Genomic DNA, 15,727 nt, shown 5'->3' with positions numbered 1-15,727 from the left:
CGGCATGAAGAAAATCCATTTCGACGAATTGGCGGCGGAGTTCGTGCGCGTTCCGATCGAAGTATTCGGCGTCTATAAGACAATGCTGGAATTGGGGGAACACCGGGGACACCGTGACGAGCCTACGAAAAAATGCGCGCTGCTCATCCCTCTCGCCGGCAAAGCGATGTTCATCATCGATGGTACCACGTATATACTTGAGCCCGGCATTGTCCTCTTGGGCGGGATGAACATGCGGCTCGAAATCAACGTGCAATCGGCGGTTTTCGAATATTTTCTCGTCCACTTTCTTCCGATATCCTACGACCCGAATCTGAAGCTGCGCATGACGTCGGTCAACGAGCTGAGACTGGATATCGACCCGCCGCTCCTGCAGCTCATTCAACAATTGCAGCGCATCGCCGACGAGCCGGACAATCTGTCCATCATGGAAAAGCGGACGCTATTCTACCGGCTGGTAGGCAAGTCGCTCTCGTCCGAACGTTACGAAGTCAACAAGGACAGCTCCCAGACGATGGAGTTGGCCATGCAATATTTGCGCGACAATTACATGGAACCGGTCACGCTCGAGAGCTTGGCGGAGCGCTACGGGATGAAACCGAAATATTTCTCCCATTTATTCCGCAAATACACAGGTATTGGCCCGATTCAATACTTGATCAGCTACCGGATGAACCGCGCCAGCCAGTTGCTGGAGACGACGCTTTTCTCGGTCAGCGAAGTGGCGCGCAGCGTCGGTTACACGGATGCGTATTACTTCAGCAGGCTGTACAAGAAGCATCTAGGCCTGTCCCCGAACGCTGCCAAATCGCACGCAAGCCGAAAAAGTCCATCCTGACAACGGGAAATTGTCCATTTGCGCGATACTCTGGCGAATGCTATTCTACTCATTGACAATGATTATCGTTATCGAAACTTTGCAGAGTAGAAGGGGAAGAATCGCGCTATGATTAGAAGTATCAAAATGAAAACTATCCTATTGGTCGCGTTGATCGGGTTGATGTTCCTGCTGGGCGCTTGCTCGAATAACGATGCCTCGAACGAAGGGACGAGCCCAGCGAACGGAGCAGACGCGGAAGCGTCTCAATCGGCGGACGATTCGTCCAGCGAGCCCGCGAACGAATCCGCGAGCGCGGAAGCCGTGTTTCCGAGAACGGTAACCGATGCGAACGGAGAAGTCACGATTAAGTCGAAACCGCAAAGAGTGGCGCTCGTACATTGGGGACTCGCCGATGACCTGATTACATTCGATTTGCCCTCGATCGCGCTGGCGCTGCCGTTCACCGATAAGCAATCGGCGATCCATTCGGAGCTCTACAAGCCGTACGTCGACAAAATCGGCGAATTGAAGATCGTCGGCGAGAACACGACGGTCAACCTGGAAGCCTTACTCGCGTACGCGCCGGATTTGATCATCGCGGGAACGGACACGAACGCGGAAATTTTGGACCAGCTGCCGAAGATTGCGACGACCTACGTCATTGACGAAAAAAAGACCGACGTATGGACGGATTGGCAAGGCGTGATGACGAAATTCGGCGAGCTGCTCGGCCAAGAAGACGTGGCGGCCAAATACATCGCGGATTTCGAAGCAAAGGTGACGGCGGCGAAAGAGAAACTCGCGAACGTCAAAGGAAACGTCGCCTTCGTTCAAGTGCGGGATAAGACGGTCTGGCTGCAAGGCACGAACTATACGGGGCAATACTACGACGCGCTCGGATTGACTCCCCCTCCGGAAGCGAAAGGAGAAGGCGCGGAATTGTCGCTCGAGGGCTTAAGCAATTTGAATCCTGATCATCTGTTTCTTGGTTACTTCAACTATAGCGACAAGACGATTCCCGCTTTGACGGACGAGTGGGAAACAACCGGGGTCTGGAAGAAGCTGCAAGCGGTCGAGAATGCTCACGCGTACCCGATTAACGGTGAACTTGCTTTCGGATTCGGTCCGATCGGCAAGGCATACGGCGTCGACGAAATCGTGAAGGCGCTGGAAGAGAAATAATCGGATACAAGCAGCGCCCCTATTTTCCGCAATCGCCGCGCGAAAACAGGGGCGTTTTCGCCTTCACCTGGCCCCTTTATTGATCGATGACTCCGCAATAAGTGGCGCTCATGTATCCACGTGATGTTGACAATCGAAAGGATCGGCCTTAATATATGCTATAGCATATAAATTATTTATTTACGGGAGGGCTAATGTGGAATTATTCGATCTGACCGGATTCCTTATCCACCGAACCGATATGAAACTAACCAATTACTTCATCAGAAAACTGAAGCCCTATGCGGTCACGCCAGAACAATGGGGCATCATCAGCGTGCTTGATGGCGATCGAGCCATGACGCAGAAGGAAGTTGCGGAAGCGATCGACAGAGATCAAAGCACGGTTGTCAGGATGATAGCTTCGCTCGAAAAAAAAGATATGGTGAAGCGACTGCAAAACGACGACGACAAACGTTCCCACAACCTGTTTCTCAGCGCCAAAGGCATGCAGCTGAAAACGAGACTATTACCTATTGTAAAGGAAGCGCATAATCATTTGACCCGTCATTTAGGGCAGGATGAACTTGCGCTGCTTCACGAAACGCTTCATAAACTCTATCTGAACGTGAAGGAGGAATAGTGCTCCACGTCATATACATGCTATAGCATACAGTTTGATGCGATACTTAATTATCCAAGAAAGAGCGTGATTCCAATCGATACGTCAATGATTATTGTTCAAGCAGTATTGGGGATATTCTTTATGTTCACGGGCACCACGATCATATCCGGAAAAATGGCAAACGAGTTCAAAAAGATTGGCCTTCCGCCAATATTCAATTTGTTAACCGGCTCCATCGAAATCGTGGGGGCGATCGGGATGATTGCGGGATACTGGTTCCCGATCACGGCTGCATTATCAGGATTGCTCCTGGGTTCGACAATGCTGGTGGCCGCCTTTATGCTGATCGTGATTGCAAGAGATCCTTTTAAGAAAGCAATCCCGGCCATCCTATTGAGTATATTGTCTTATGTTACTGCTATTTATATGCTATAGCATGCAGATGTTCCGGATGGTTACAACTATAGATTGTTTATAGTTAAAGCGGTTCTGCTCCGAATATATCAAGGAAACCGAGCGATCTCGTTTCGTTGGATTATTCGGTCTTAACCGCTTTGCTTTTCACGGCCGTCACGATCCACAGGCATAACGGAATGGCGATCGCGCATACCGGAATAACGATCATTTCCCACAACTTCTGAAGCAGAAGAATGGTTGCTTCGCCAGGGATAAACATCGCGATCAGAAAGATGACCGGAGCGCTGAACCACATCAGGCGTTTCCAAGACTTGATCCGGAGCCACTGCGCCATCTCATAGCTGGTGATGAAGAGATAAAGCGAAATTTTGGCGAACACCCCGAAGATCCAAATGAAGATAACCAGGATATCCAGGTTTTGAATGAAATTCAAGATGTCTATCGAACGTACCAGCATGAAGTAGGGGAACCTGAACTCTTGAGCGACCAACGGACCGAATACCAGCAGCACCATGACCGTTGAGATCGTGAGCACGATTCCGGTAAAGAGCACGCTTGTTACCGACCTTCTCACGATATGTTTGGAACTCGATACGAACGACAGCAGGACCAGCAGCATGAACGATTCTGCCAGAAACGAGGCTGGGGATAAGGAGGCTTTCGCCATATCGGACAGGCTCACATCCCCGAGGACCGGCAGCAGATGACTCCGCTTCAGATTCCCAATATTAAGCAGAAAGCTGAGCAGCAGCGTGAGTATCGTCACGGGTCCCATGATTTCGCAGAAGCGCCCGATTCCCGTAATCGCGCTCGTTCCCGTGATATAAACGGCAGCGCCGAGCAGCAGGATCATAAGCACCCATATCGGCGTCTTGTCCAGAAGGACGAGATGGATGAAGTCCACGAAAGAACGTAGCACGTCTCCCGATAAAATAAACCACGCTACAAAATAGGGAAGAAGCACGATTTTGCCAAGCCAGGCTCCAAGGAGCTCTTGACTGTATTGGGCCAAGGTTTTGCCGGGATGCTGCATGCCGACTTTGACGATCAGATAGGTAATGACCGCACCCAAAATGCAGGATAGCAGCATGGATAGCCAAGCATCCTGCTCGGCTATTTCCACGGCAGGGGAGATCCGCAGCCAGACAGCCATGACGATCTCCGCGGTTGCAATGATCCAGAATAATTGCCAGCCCGTTATTTTCATCGCTCCCGTCCTTTCCTGTGCTCCGTGCAGAAGCAGCCTCACATCGAAGAATTCGTTTGTCCCGGATCCTGGTACCGCAGGCGTACCTCCGTCGTAATCGGAAGCTTGGCGAACGTAGCGTTCCAGTTCTTCTGCAATGACTTCCAATCTTGCGGATACTTGCGATGTACGTGCTCGCCGATACCGAGAAAATCCACCTTGTATTGCTTCTGGGCCTTATCCATCAGCCGGGCGACAGCCTGATCCGCTTCCTTGCTTAACAAGCCTTGAATGGTGCGGAGGTCCTTGGCTTTTGACGGGTCGAGCGAAGTATTGTTCTCCACGATATCCCCGATGCCATGCAGTTGGATATGGACATGCATGCCCTGCTTGTCCTTGTCTACCCTGACGTGCCTCTTAAGCGGCTTTACCCTGATGCTGATACTGCCGGCGCCTTGACTTTGAAGTGCGGTAACGGTCAGTACTCTCTGCCTTCCAGAAATCCAATTCGCGTAATACGATTCAAGCGGATTCAAAAATCCGGTCAGGCGGAGTCCCGTTTCCTTATTCAGCACGGCCGCTCCCGTATAGATGAATTTTGTGCTGGCTCGGTGAATGCTGATGGCGGGCAATAGAACGGCGCCTCCGTGCATCAATGAATCCGATAGAAATTCCCGATAATATAAAGGCTTCATTCCTAGAGCCATCTGAACGCTGCTTAGGGTCGTACTGATCAACGGATCGAAGGAGGGCTTCGTTCCAAGGACATCCTTAGCCTCCCCGTCCTTAACAATCCAAATGACCGATCGGATCTCCGACTTGGGGTTGCGGACGATCATATCCAGGTACTTGCTTATCCCTTCTCTCGCGAGTCCCTGTTCCGCCATTCGCTGGCCAATCAGAATCGTTTGGCGATGGGCATAAAACAAGGTGCGGGAGAGCTGTGCCTGCAGATTCTGACCCGCATCCATAAAATCCTTCCCATAAGCGCTCACGACCACGAAGCTGCGATTCTTGCTGTCCCCGGTATACTGCGCGCTTAGACCGGCAGGAATCGCTACCTGCGAGCTGACTTCCAGCCGTCCGTCCGCGCTCGAGTCCAGCCCGGCGGCGATAACGATCGCAAGTTGGTTCGGCTCCTTCAGGTTCCAGCAGCCGCTGGTTACGGTAGACAGCAGCAGGAAGCTAAGGACGATCAGGATCTTCTTCATCAATTCACCACCTTAACCTTCAGGTGTTTCTGTTAGCTCGTACGTTTTCTCGGCCTTCTTAGAAAGACGTTCTGCAGCTTGCTTTTCTTCGTCGGGGCAATCGGCTCCAGATAAGGTGAACCCAAGGGAGTCAGATGGATCAAATGGGAGAGGATCACGATCAATCCGAGCGCCACGCCGAACAGACCGAAAAATCCGGACAGGAGCAGCAGCGGGAACCTCAGCATTCTGAAGGGATAACCGAACCGGTAACGCGGAATGACGAAAGAGGAAATACCTGCAGCCGACACGACGATCACGATCGGCGCCGATATGATACCTGCCGCTACGGCTGCTTGACCGATGACCAAGGCGCCCACGATACTGACGAGCGGACCGATTTGCTGCGGAAGGCGAATGCCGGCTTCCCTTAAGCCTTCAAACATAAATTCCATCAAGAAGACTTCGATGACCGTCGGAAACGGGGATTGCTCCCTGAGACTCGTAATGCTGAGCATCAATTTCGGCGGCATCATCTCCGGATGATAAGTAGTCAGCGCGATATAGATGGACGGAAACAGAATGGAGAAGAACGCAAATGAATACCGGATCCACCGATTCATGGTGACATACAGAAAACGTTCGTAGTAATCGTCCGGGGCCTGAAGTCCGTCCCAGAAGGTCATGGGCACGACAAGAACGATCGGAGTGCCGTTCACGAAGACGGCGATTCTCCCTTCCAGCAGTCCGGCGGACACGACATCGGCCCGTTCGGTGCTCTGCATTTGCGGAAAAGGCGAATAGTTGGCGTCTTCGATATATTCTTCGATATAGCCGGACTCCAAGACGCTCGGGATATCGATCGCCTCGATTCTTGACCTGACTTGATCGATCAAGTCGGGAGAGGCAATGCCGTCGATATAGGAGAGAACGACCTCGGTTTTGGTCAATTTGCCGAGTTCGAACGTTTCCATCTTAAGCTTCGGGGTCGTGATAATCCGTCTTAGCATGGTCGTATTCGTCCGCAGCTGCTCGGTAAAGCTTTCGCGGGTTCCGCGAAGCGTCGCTTCCGTCGAAGGCTCATCAATGGCGCGGGTTTCGAATTGCGACACATCGGCCAGAAGGATGGAGGCTTCGCCTTCCGCCAAGAAGGCTACGCTTCCTTGAAGAATAAGATCCGCAGCTTCTTCGAACGCGGTTACTTGACTGGTCCGCAGCGCCGCAACAAGCTGCAGATCGCACATTTGGGCCAAGCTGTCCAAGGTTCGGAGTCCTTGGGGAAGTCCATCATAGATCAAGGGTCGCAAGATGCTGGACTGCACGACATCTTTATCGATCATGCCGTCGACGTATACAAGCAGAAGTTTGGCGTTATCTTGCAAGGCCACGCTGCGGAACACCACATCCGAGCAGAGCTCGAAAATGGATCTAAGCGTTTGTTCATTATCACTAAGGTTCGGACCGACTATACGAACCGGATCCTCTTGCGAGGCGAAGCTTTCATTGGACGGCATGCAATTATGGCTCCTACCACTGGAATGATTTCGTAGTTCTTGATACTATGCCCTAATGTTCGGCGCACTACACTCGATGGCTGCTGCGCTGTGTGCGGTTCCCTCTGTTACTTCCCCAAAGCTTGAATAAAAAGAGTCATTCGTCCAACGTCAGGCCGATAGCATGGCTTTACTTTTCTAAAGCATATAAAAAAAAATAGCCTTCTTATGCAAAAAATGAATACCTGTTATAGTTACCCCGAAGCGATTGAAGCCCAATATCGAATACACGAACTTGGGTGATCGGGTGTCCGCGGCTCCATTAGAACGCATGGTTATCAACAAGAAGCAACAACAAAAATTATTCACGGGGAGAATATAAATCATGAATATAGAAGCAAGAAAAACGGAATTGTTGTCCACGTTTCATTTCAGGCATGCAACGAAAGAATTCGATCCGACGAAGAAAATATCCGAGGCGGATTTTCAATTCATTCTCGAGGCCGGCCGCCTTTCGCCAAGCTCCGGAGGCAATGAGCCTTGGAAATTCATCGTCGTGCAAAGTCCGGAATTCAGAGAGGAGCTTGCGCCGCTTGTATCCGGAGCAAGTCGTTCGCTGCCTACGTCGAGCCACTTCGTGATTATTTTGGCGAGAAAAGGGCTCACTCATGATTCTTCGTACGTCATTGAACAGCAAACCCAAGTGAAGGGGATGCCTTTAGAAGTTTATCAACGCATGGAGCAAGCTTACGCGCAATTCTACAATGACCTTCATCTCGATTCCGAACGGGCGCTGCTGGACTGGTCGTCGAAGTCGACGTACTTGGCGATGGCCAATATGATGACGGCCGCGGCGCATATCGGCGTCGATTCGTGTCCGATCGAAGGCTTCGAGCTGGATGCCGTCAATGAGCTGCTCGACAAGAAAGGGCTGCTTGGAAACGGCGAATTCGGCTTGAGCGTGATGACGGCGTTCGGCTACCGGTCCAAAGAACCGGCGCGCGCTAAAACGAGACGGCCCATGGAAGAGCTCGTTCAGTTCGTGTAATACGGTGTCCTTAAGGACTCTAAAATCGTAGTGTTTCCGCGGTAGTCAGTAAGAGGGATCGACCTGGATAGGAGAGATAGTGATGCGTACGTTTGTATTGGTACACGGATCGTGGCATGGAGCATGGTGTTGGGAACGAATAGTTCCCTTGCTGGAAGAGGCAGGACACCGGGTAATTGCGATTGACTTACCTGCACACGGCACGGATCATACGCCGCTTACCGAAGTTAACTTGAAGAGTTATACGGACCGTATAGGCGCGGTATTAAAGAAAGAATCCAAGAAGGTCATTCTGCTTGGACACAGCATGGCCGGGGTAGTCATCAGCCAGATTGCGGAGTACTTCCCTGAGAAAATCGAGAAGCTTGTCTATCTGTGCGCGTTTCTTCCGGAAAATGGTCAGTCGTTGTTCGATGCGTTCGGCACCGTCGATTTAGGCGATGACGCTCCTACAGCAGTGTACATTGACGATGCCCAAACGTATATCGGTCTTCAAGATGAAGCGATCCAATCTCATTTCTTTGCCGATTGTTCCGAAGAGGACTATCGTCATGCCAAAGCAAAGCTTGTTAAAGAGCCGCTGATCCCATCGGTTACGCCTATCCTTATAACGGAAGCAAGATTCGGTTCCGTACCTCGCGTATATATCGAAGGGCTTAGGGACAGAGCCATTCCGATCAAACTGCAAAGAGCCATGCATGCCAAAACGCCATGCGAACTAGTCATTACCATGGACACCGACCACTCGCCATTCTATTCGCACGCCGAAGAATTGGCGGTTAATCTGTTGAAGCTATAATCCCACAAGCATAAAGGAGAATGACAAAATGAATAAAGCAGTCGTTAATTACGCGAAGGATCTCAAATGGTTCGACACCATGCCGGGCGAGAAGATGACCGTGCGCCTACACAGCAATCAAGTTGGAGGCGCAATGACGATCATTGAAGCGCGCGTGCCGTCTCTGATGGGCCCGCCGAAGCATATCCATAACGAACGCGAAGAAACGTTTGAAGTGCTTGAAGGCACTTTCCGATTCCAAGTCGGCGACCAGGAATTCGATGCGACTGCCGGAACAAGTGTCTGGGTTCCGCGCGGCGTGCCTCATACGTGGGCTAACGCGGGTCCTGACACGGGGCGGATGCTGTTCATCTTCACGCCGGGCGGAATCGACGATTTCTTCCCTGAAATCGGTCGCCATTCCCTCGAGGAAATTGTTCACATTGCGGCAGATAACGATACGGTGATTATCGGACCTCCGATGATGGTGAAGTAATCGAGCGATCATCTCCGGAATTGAAGAAGATTTCATACATGAACACGCTAAAAGGAGCGGGGCAGGGCGGGATGATTTCCGCTTTGTCCCGCTATTTTGTCATGGCCCAAAGTGAATGTAAATAGCGTTAATAAACGGAATGAATGGAGAACAAAGGAATGCGACATCATGAGAAGACAGAATTGGAGAGGGTCGTCGTTACGGGTATGGGCGTGATTTCGCCGCTAGGTAACTCGGTCGAGCGTTTATGGTCCGCCCTGTCAGGAGGAACGTCGGGCATTGCGGAAATTCAATCCTTTGCCGTGTCCGCGCTGAAATCAAAAATCGCCGGTATCGTTAGAAACTTCGATGCCGATGCCCTTATCGGACCTGCTGAATCCAGAAAGATGGACCGCTTCTGCCAGTTCGCATTGGCAGCCTCGGAGCAGGCAATAACCGATTCCGGATTGCCGCTGGAACGATTGAATCGAAGCCGGATCGGCGTGTACGTCGGTTCTGCTGCCGGCGGAATTCAGACGGTGCTCGAACAAGCGGCCATCAAAGAAACGCGCGGCCCGCAGCGGGTTAGCCCGGCCTTATCCGCAATGATGATTTCTAATATGGCACCGGCCCTTATCAGCATGAAATACGGAATCTACGGAGCATCGATGTCCCCGGTCACTGCGTGCTCGATCGGTAATACTGCAATTGGAGAAGCCTATCGCTCCATCCGCTATGGGATTTTGGATGCGGTAGTAGCCGGAGGCGCGGAAGCGCCGATTAACGCTTTATCCTTGGCAAGCTTCGGCAATGCGGGTGCCGTCTCTGGCCGCAATGATGAACCGGCTCGAGCTAGTCGTCCATTCGACGCGCAAAGAGATGGGTTCGTCATGGCGGAAGGCGCCGGGATCTTGGTCCTTGAATCCCTTACTCAAGCCTTGCAAAGAGGAGCTCGCATTCATGCAGAAGTCATTGGCTATGGCACCTCCTCCGATGCTCATCATATGGTCATGCCGCATCCCGAAGGCAGCGGCGCCTATCATGCCATGAAGATGGCGATACAGGAAGCGGGCATCAAGCTTGACGAGGTCGACGTGATTAGCGCTCACGCTACGAGCACGAAAGTCGGCGACCGCATAGAAACGCTTGCGATAAAGAAACTATTCGGAGCCATTGCCGATCGTATACCGATAACCGCGAATAAGTCGATGACCGGTCATTTGCTGGGCGCCTCCAGCGCATTGGAAGCAATCGCCCTGGTCAAGACGCTTCAGCATAACATCATTCCACCGACGATCAACCAAGATCATCAAGATCCGAATTGCGATTTGGACTATGTGCCTAATCAAGCAAGGGAAACGAACGTGAGCATCGGTTTATCTAATTCTTTCGGGTTTGGCGGACATAATGCCGTGATCGCCCTGAAGTCCTACGAGGTATAAGTTATCGCGTTGGAGCCATGCAAAATACCCCTTTAGCGCTCGATTGGAGCGTCTAAAGGGGTATTTTTTCATTGCTTTTTTTATAGCAGCCGAATTAGTTTCCGGTTACGGGTTGTCCGGTAACGGGATCCGTGTTCGGATCCCAGTTCTGAAGAGGATCCATGCGGAACCGCGTTAGATCCGTGCTGCTGATTTTCCAAGCGCCATTCACTTTCGTATACGTCTCGCGGTATTGGCCGTACCCGTGATGCCCCGGATAAGCGTCCTTCGCGTCAGGGAAAGTCAACAAATCATCCATGGCCCAAATACCCTTGGCGTGACCCTTGTCGACGATCTCGATCTCGGGCATATAGCCATGGTGAACCGTCGGCGCTTGACCTACAAGATCCCCGATCAACTTCCCGTAAGCCGTCGCCCCGCCTTTGGAATAATCCACGCCCTGCGAAATAATAGTGGCATCCGATGTGAACAGATCTCCGAAATCGGTCCATTTCTTCTCGTCGACAAAGCGGAAATAACGGGCTTTCAGTTGTTTGATTTGCTCGATGTCTTCCAAGCGCTGATATTTCTCTTCAAGCTCTGCGATTTTAGCTGCTAGCTGTTGATCCGTGGTGACTGACATACGATCACGTCCTTTATTTAGTTGTTTATACCTTTACTTTGTGGTTACGGGTTGTCCAGTGACAGGATCTGTACTCGGATCCCAGTTCTTCAGCGGGTCCATGCGGAATCGCGTTAGTTCCGTGCTGCTGATTTTCCAGACGCCATTCACTTTTTTGTACGTTTCGTGGTATTGGCCGTACCCGTGATGTCCCGGATAGGCGCCCTTCGCGTCAGGGAAGGTCAACAAATCCTCCATCGCCCAAATCCCTTTGGCGTTCTCCTTGTCGATCATCTCAATCTCGGGCATATAGCCGTGGTGAACCGTCGGCGCTTTACCCACAAGATCCCCGATCATCTTCCCGTAAGCCGCTCCCCCGCCTTTGGAATAGTCCACGCCTTCGGAAACGATTTTGGCATCCGACGTAAACAGCTCTCCGAACTCCGTCCATTTTTTCTCATCGACAAAACGGAAATAACGGGCTTTTAATTGTTTGATTTGCTCGATATCTTCCAAGCGCCGATAGTTGGCTTCAAGCTCGGTGAGGTTGGCTATCTGCTGCGCCTGAACGCTTTGCTCTGTCTGAGCACCTTGCTTGGTCTCGTTAGTTTGCTCCGAGCATCCCGAGAGTACAGCCGTTAGAACGACTACGCCCAAAATAACGCCGATTAATAAATTCTTGTTCTTCATCATATAGGATCATGTCCTTTGCAAGAGTTTTTGTTTATTCATGATGTTCCTAATCTGCCGCTAACAAACGTGTGCCTTCAGAAGTTACTCGCCGGGGCAATCGCTCCCCAGTGTATCATTCCAACTAACGGATATGATTTATGCGTCCATTGTGCGCTCCCTACATGGGTGAAAACCTCTTCTCGTTTGGGATGGTAATTGTGCTTCAATTGCCTCGGGGTCAACTATAACAGGGAATCGCATTCTTCATAAGAACGCACTTTTTTTAAATATGCTTTAGAAAACTAAACCGGAAAGTCGACTTTACTTTTTTAAAGCATATTTAAAATAATAGCCTTCTTACGAAAGGTAAGAAGGCCTGTTATAGTTGATCCCGAAGCAAGTGAGGGCTCAATTCTAATTTCAATGAAAAGAGGTTTGCATATGTAGGTTAACAACATCAATCCATTTCCTTTATCATAACTCGCCACCGGATGGATTCACTTGTTACTGGGAACCCGAACCCATCCCTATGCACGAGCTGCTTCATTACCCTTCAACGAGATGGGGTTCAACGAGTTGAGGCTCAACGGGAGATTCCCATTCGGTTTTCCAACGATTGATTTCCGTAAACACGCTCGAGAAGGATTCTCCCTTCTCCGTAATTGAATATTCGACTGTCACGGGAACGGTGGGAAATACTTGGCGTTTGATCATTTGATGTTCTTCCAAGTTCCGCAAGGTATCCGTTAACCCTTTCGTATTCACGTTACCCAAATTTCTTCGCAACTGATTAAAACGCTGAGGCTCCTTTAGAAGCTCTGTTATGACTAGAAAAGTCCATTTTCCTGAAAGAAATTGCAGCACTTCGGAAATCGATTCAATGCAAGGCATATCGAACTTCGAACATTTCAATGTTATCGACTCGCTTTCTTTTATAGCATTGGACTAAAAAGTAAACTAACTAAGATTAAGTATATGAAATAACGTTTTTAATGTCACTGGTAGTACTAACCTAATGCGTTCCTTTCCGTTCCCTATTCAAAAGGCGCATTTGCTTTGCAAGCTGTCAGAGATCCTAGTCGCGAACTTATTCCGTATTTATTAATGGAGGAATTAGAAATGAAAAAAGCTTACCAATCCATGTTCGAACCGCTATTGCTGCAAAGCGGCAAAGAATTGAAGAACAGAATCGTCATGTCGCCGATGGGCCATTTGGGATCGCTGCCCGGCGGGTTTACGTCTCAGGAAGAATTGGCTTACTACAATAGTAGGGTTAAAGATGTCGGGATGGTGATTACCTCGGCTACGACGATCAAAGAAGGCAATCATTATCCGGGCCTGCCGGCCGCGGAGACCGACGAACATATTCCCGGTCTGCGAAAACTCAGCGCCGTCTTGAAATCCCACGGAGCCGCTGCGGTGATGCAACTCTTGCATGAGGGAGCAAATGGCGCGGAGGAGGCGCCCAGCGTCGTAGCGGCCGATAATTCCCAATACCCGCTGCCGCGCGAGTTATCCGCTGCCGAAATTGAAGCTATCATCAAGAAGTTCGGCGATGCAGCAAGACGAGCTATCGATGCAGGTTTCGACGGAGTCGAAATTCATGGCGCGAACGGATTCCTGGTGCAGCAGTTTACTTCCCCTCATTACAATCGTCGTACGGACGAATGGGGAGGTACGCCCGAGAAACGATTGGCCTTCCCGCTCGCCGTTATTCGCGAAGTCAAAAAAGCGGCGGCAGAAAGCGGAAAGCCGTTTATCATCGGATACCGAATCTCTCCGGAGGAAGCAGAAGCGAACGGATTGACGATGGGGGATACCATACGCAACGTGGATGTGCTTGCAGATCAGGGACTGGACTACATCCACGTTTCCCTCCATCAGTTCTGGTCGAAGCCGCGCAGGGGCACGGACGATACCCGGTCCCGGATGGAAATTCTTAAAGATGTCGTCGGCGATCGCACGGTCCTTATCGGCGTAGGCGAAATCAAAACGCCGGATGACGCCGCCAAGGCGTTGTCCACCGGCGTAGAGCTTCTTGCGATCGCTAGAGGATTGCTTTTGGATCCGCGATGGGTTCAAAAGGTACGCGAGGGCAATGAAGACCTCATCAAGAAGGACTTATACCGCAGCGACCGGCAAGATTTGCAGCTTCCCAATGCCTTATGGGAAATGATTGAACATTTCATCCCGTTTGCGGATTAACCCTAGCGTTCAACAAGTTGAGGACGATTTATTATGGATGTATCTTGCGCAAAATCGTTTCAGGGCATTCCCGTATCATGCAGCCGATCCTAAGATCGGCTGCGCAATTAGCATGATCAAGGTTAAACAGGACGAGCGGACGTATCGTTCCTCGTATTCATCATAGATAACTATAGGAGTGGAGAAATAGTGAGTGATCGTATATCGAAAGCGAATATGTTGTTGCTGATCATTGTTTGTTTTGCCCAGTTTATCGAGGTTATGAACGGTTCGACCGTAACGGTCGCGCTGCCCTCCATTCAGACGGCGCTTCACATGCAGGCGAACGATTTGCAATGGATCGTCACTTCTTACGTGCTGACGTTCGCTTGTTTTCTGATGATCGGAGGACGGGCAAGCGATTTGCTTGGAAGAAAACGCGTATTAATCATTGGTTTGGCGATCTTCGCGGTATCCTCGCTGGCGGGCGCCTTGGCGACTGGTCCGGTCTGGCTGATTGCCAGCAGGGCGATCCAAGGAATCGGGGCGGCCCTTTCCATTCCCGCGGCGATGTCGCTCATCAGCAACAATTTCCCGGTCGGACCGCAGCGCAACAAAGCATTCGGGATTTTCGGCGCCTTAGGTTCGGCGGGAGCGGCGGGCGGATCGATCGTCGGCGGTTTGCTAACGGATTCGGCGGGCTGGAGATCGTTGTTCTATCTGAACGTGCCGCTTGGCATCCTGCTCATCGTCGGGTTAATGTTCGTCAAAGTAAGCCCTGCCGTTAAAGGCGAAAAGCAATCCATCGACTGGTTCGGATTGATTTCCGTGCTGGCTGGCATTTTCGTTCTGGTCTATGGCATCTCGATGCCGGATGTCGACGGCAGTTGGTCGGCTGCGAAGATTACGCTGTTGATTATCGGAGTATTGTTGGTGGGCTTGTTCATCGTGGTCGAGAAATACGCCAAGAATCCGTTAATGCCGCTTCGGTTGTTCAAGTTTCGCTCGCTCGTCACGTCCAATATCATCGGGTTCCTGATGTATTCTTATTTGACCGGCTTCATGTATTTCTCGACGCTGTATTTCCATGAGCTTGGTTATTCGTCTTTGGCTACCGGCATGGCTTTCTTGCCGCTCGGTTTGGCCTCGATCGTCGTCACGCAAATCACGCCTTTCTTCATGCGTAAGTTCGGAGCGAAGAGGCTCCTGATCATCACGCAGTCGATCAACGCGATCGGAATGTTCTGGTTAAGCAATATGGATATGGACAAAAGCTACGTCTCCTTTATTCTCCCGGCCTTTATCGTGCTCGGGTTGTCGGTCGGCGCGTCCTTTACAGCCGTTATCGCCGGCTCCGTGCAGGACGTAAATCCCGAAGAGCACGGCATTGCCGGCGGTATCGTGAACACGTTCCTGCAGCTCGGGGGGAGCTTGGGCTTATCCATCTTGGCGACCATCGCGACGACGGTTACCGCTTCGGCTGTTCGTGAATCTGCAAACCAGGCCATGTTATCGGGCTTCCATACGGCATTAATCGTAAGCGGATGTTTTGCGATCGCCGCGTTGCTTCTTGCTTTCGTGAACGGCGGCAAGAGCGAGGTTGCCGATGCCGTTCCTCAAGAAATGCATGTTTAA

Annotated in this window: 16 protein-coding genes; 10 read left to right on the top strand and 6 right to left on the bottom strand. The window is 51.0% G+C overall.

Annotated elements, in window-relative coordinates:
• Positions 1-4: 4 nt before the first annotated feature.
• The 4 genes from AC0YNU_RS30260 (at position 5) to AC0YNU_RS30245 (ending at position 3,041) form a co-directional block, all read left to right on the top strand.
• Positions 5-838 (top strand): helix-turn-helix domain-containing protein, encoded by an 834-nt coding sequence (locus AC0YNU_RS30260; protein WP_475763304.1) that lies wholly within the window; start codon positions 5-7, stop codon positions 836-838.
• A 126-nt stretch (positions 839-964) separates the two neighbouring features.
• Positions 965-2,002: an ABC transporter substrate-binding protein gene (locus AC0YNU_RS30255; protein ID WP_475763302.1), complete on the top strand. Its 1,038-nt coding sequence runs from the start codon at positions 965-967 to the stop codon at positions 2,000-2,002.
• Between the two features lie 196 nt (positions 2,003-2,198).
• Positions 2,199-2,624 carry a MarR family winged helix-turn-helix transcriptional regulator gene (locus AC0YNU_RS30250; RefSeq protein ID WP_475763300.1) on the top strand — a complete coding sequence of 142 codons (426 nt, stop codon included), beginning with the start codon at positions 2,199-2,201 and terminating at the stop codon, positions 2,622-2,624.
• An 87-nt stretch (positions 2,625-2,711) separates the two neighbouring features.
• Positions 2,712-3,041: a DoxX family protein gene (locus tag AC0YNU_RS30245; protein WP_475763346.1), complete on the top strand. Its 330-nt coding sequence runs from the start codon at positions 2,712-2,714 to the stop codon at positions 3,039-3,041.
• A gap of 100 nt (positions 3,042-3,141) precedes the next feature.
• Here the strand turns inward: AC0YNU_RS30245 and AC0YNU_RS30240 are convergent, their stop codons facing one another.
• The 3 genes from AC0YNU_RS30240 to AC0YNU_RS30230 are packed head-to-tail and all read right to left on the bottom strand — an operon-like array spanning position 3,142 to position 6,913.
• Positions 3,142-4,230, bottom strand: a complete 1,089-nt coding sequence (locus tag AC0YNU_RS30240; RefSeq protein WP_475763298.1) for a GerAB/ArcD/ProY family transporter — start codon at positions 4,228-4,230, stop codon at positions 3,142-3,144.
• A gap of 38 nt (positions 4,231-4,268) precedes the next feature.
• A complete protein-coding gene (locus AC0YNU_RS30235; protein WP_475763296.1) occupies positions 4,269-5,420 on the bottom strand; it encodes a Ger(x)C family spore germination protein in 1,152 nt (383 codons plus the stop codon).
• Between the two features lie 32 nt (positions 5,421-5,452).
• Entirely contained in the window at positions 5,453-6,913 is a 1,461-nt protein-coding gene (locus tag AC0YNU_RS30230) for a spore germination protein (RefSeq protein ID WP_475763294.1), read from the bottom strand.
• Between the two features lie 364 nt (positions 6,914-7,277).
• Between AC0YNU_RS30230 and AC0YNU_RS30225 the strand changes: the two genes are divergently transcribed.
• From AC0YNU_RS30225 to fabF, 4 genes are all read left to right on the top strand, one after another.
• Positions 7,278-7,940: an NAD(P)H-dependent oxidoreductase gene (locus tag AC0YNU_RS30225; protein ID WP_475763292.1), complete on the top strand. Its 663-nt coding sequence runs from the start codon at positions 7,278-7,280 to the stop codon at positions 7,938-7,940.
• Between the two features lie 82 nt (positions 7,941-8,022).
• On the top strand, positions 8,023-8,739 hold the full coding sequence (locus tag AC0YNU_RS30220) for an alpha/beta fold hydrolase (protein ID WP_475763290.1): 717 nt from the start codon (positions 8,023-8,025) through the stop codon (positions 8,737-8,739).
• Positions 8,740-8,767: 28 nt separating this feature from the next.
• Complete coding sequence (locus AC0YNU_RS30215) at positions 8,768-9,214, top strand: cupin domain-containing protein (protein ID WP_475763288.1); 447 nt, start codon at positions 8,768-8,770, stop codon at positions 9,212-9,214.
• A 182-nt stretch (positions 9,215-9,396) separates the two neighbouring features.
• Positions 9,397-10,635, top strand: coding sequence for a beta-ketoacyl-ACP synthase II (gene fabF, locus AC0YNU_RS30210; RefSeq protein WP_475763344.1), 1,239 nt, complete (start codon positions 9,397-9,399; stop codon positions 10,633-10,635).
• Positions 10,636-10,729: 94 nt separating this feature from the next.
• On the opposite strand, the gene AC0YNU_RS30205 is transcribed toward fabF, so the two are convergent.
• The 3 genes from AC0YNU_RS30205 to AC0YNU_RS30195 form a co-directional block, all read right to left on the bottom strand.
• Positions 10,730-11,257, bottom strand: coding sequence for a nuclear transport factor 2 family protein (locus tag AC0YNU_RS30205; protein WP_475763286.1), 528 nt, complete (start codon positions 11,255-11,257; stop codon positions 10,730-10,732).
• Positions 11,258-11,290: 33 nt separating this feature from the next.
• Entirely contained in the window at positions 11,291-11,929 is a 639-nt protein-coding gene (locus tag AC0YNU_RS30200) for a nuclear transport factor 2 family protein (RefSeq protein ID WP_475763284.1), read from the bottom strand.
• A gap of 525 nt (positions 11,930-12,454) precedes the next feature.
• Positions 12,455-12,799, bottom strand: a complete 345-nt coding sequence (locus AC0YNU_RS30195; protein ID WP_475763342.1) for a winged helix-turn-helix transcriptional regulator — start codon at positions 12,797-12,799, stop codon at positions 12,455-12,457.
• A 228-nt stretch (positions 12,800-13,027) separates the two neighbouring features.
• On the opposite strand from AC0YNU_RS30195, the gene AC0YNU_RS30190 reads away from it, so the two are divergent.
• Both AC0YNU_RS30190 and AC0YNU_RS30185 read left to right on the top strand, forming a co-directional pair.
• Positions 13,028-14,113 carry an NADH-dependent flavin oxidoreductase gene (locus AC0YNU_RS30190; RefSeq protein ID WP_475763282.1) on the top strand — a complete coding sequence of 362 codons (1,086 nt, stop codon included), beginning with the start codon at positions 13,028-13,030 and terminating at the stop codon, positions 14,111-14,113.
• Between the two features lie 189 nt (positions 14,114-14,302).
• Positions 14,303-15,727, top strand: a complete 1,425-nt coding sequence (locus AC0YNU_RS30185) for an MFS transporter (protein WP_475763280.1) — start codon at positions 14,303-14,305, stop codon at positions 15,725-15,727.

Source organism: Paenibacillus sp. J31P316, assembly GCF_056269105.1.
The sequence above is the reverse complement of the archived record's forward strand: the minus strand, read 5'-3'. Positions and strand labels throughout refer to the sequence as shown.

Excerpts from the sequence above, each read along its gene's own strand:
- AC0YNU_RS30215 (WP_475763288.1), top strand. The coding sequence starts at position 8,768 with ATGAATAAAGCAGTCGTTAATTACGCGAAGGATCTCAAATGGTTCGAC.
- AC0YNU_RS30240 (WP_475763298.1), bottom strand. The coding sequence starts at position 4,230 with ATGAAAATAACGGGCTGGCAATTATTCTGGATCATTGCAACCGCGGAG.
- AC0YNU_RS30195 (WP_475763342.1), bottom strand. The coding sequence starts at position 12,799 with ATGCCTTGCATTGAATCGATTTCCGAAGTGCTGCAATTTCTTTCAGGA.
- AC0YNU_RS30260 (WP_475763304.1), top strand. The coding sequence starts at position 5 with ATGAAGAAAATCCATTTCGACGAATTGGCGGCGGAGTTCGTGCGCGTT.
- AC0YNU_RS30205 (WP_475763286.1), bottom strand. The coding sequence starts at position 11,257 with ATGTCAGTCACCACGGATCAACAGCTAGCAGCTAAAATCGCAGAGCTT.
- AC0YNU_RS30190 (WP_475763282.1), top strand. The coding sequence starts at position 13,028 with ATGAAAAAAGCTTACCAATCCATGTTCGAACCGCTATTGCTGCAAAGC.
- AC0YNU_RS30245 (WP_475763346.1), top strand. The coding sequence starts at position 2,712 with ATGATTATTGTTCAAGCAGTATTGGGGATATTCTTTATGTTCACGGGC.
- AC0YNU_RS30255 (WP_475763302.1), top strand. The coding sequence starts at position 965 with ATGAAAACTATCCTATTGGTCGCGTTGATCGGGTTGATGTTCCTGCTG.
- AC0YNU_RS30225 (WP_475763292.1), top strand. The coding sequence starts at position 7,278 with ATGAATATAGAAGCAAGAAAAACGGAATTGTTGTCCACGTTTCATTTC.
- AC0YNU_RS30200 (WP_475763284.1), bottom strand. The coding sequence starts at position 11,929 with ATGATGAAGAACAAGAATTTATTAATCGGCGTTATTTTGGGCGTAGTC.
- AC0YNU_RS30230 (WP_475763294.1), bottom strand. The coding sequence starts at position 6,913 with ATGCCGTCCAATGAAAGCTTCGCCTCGCAAGAGGATCCGGTTCGTATA.
- AC0YNU_RS30220 (WP_475763290.1), top strand. The coding sequence starts at position 8,023 with ATGCGTACGTTTGTATTGGTACACGGATCGTGGCATGGAGCATGGTGT.
- AC0YNU_RS30235 (WP_475763296.1), bottom strand. The coding sequence starts at position 5,420 with ATGAAGAAGATCCTGATCGTCCTTAGCTTCCTGCTGCTGTCTACCGTA.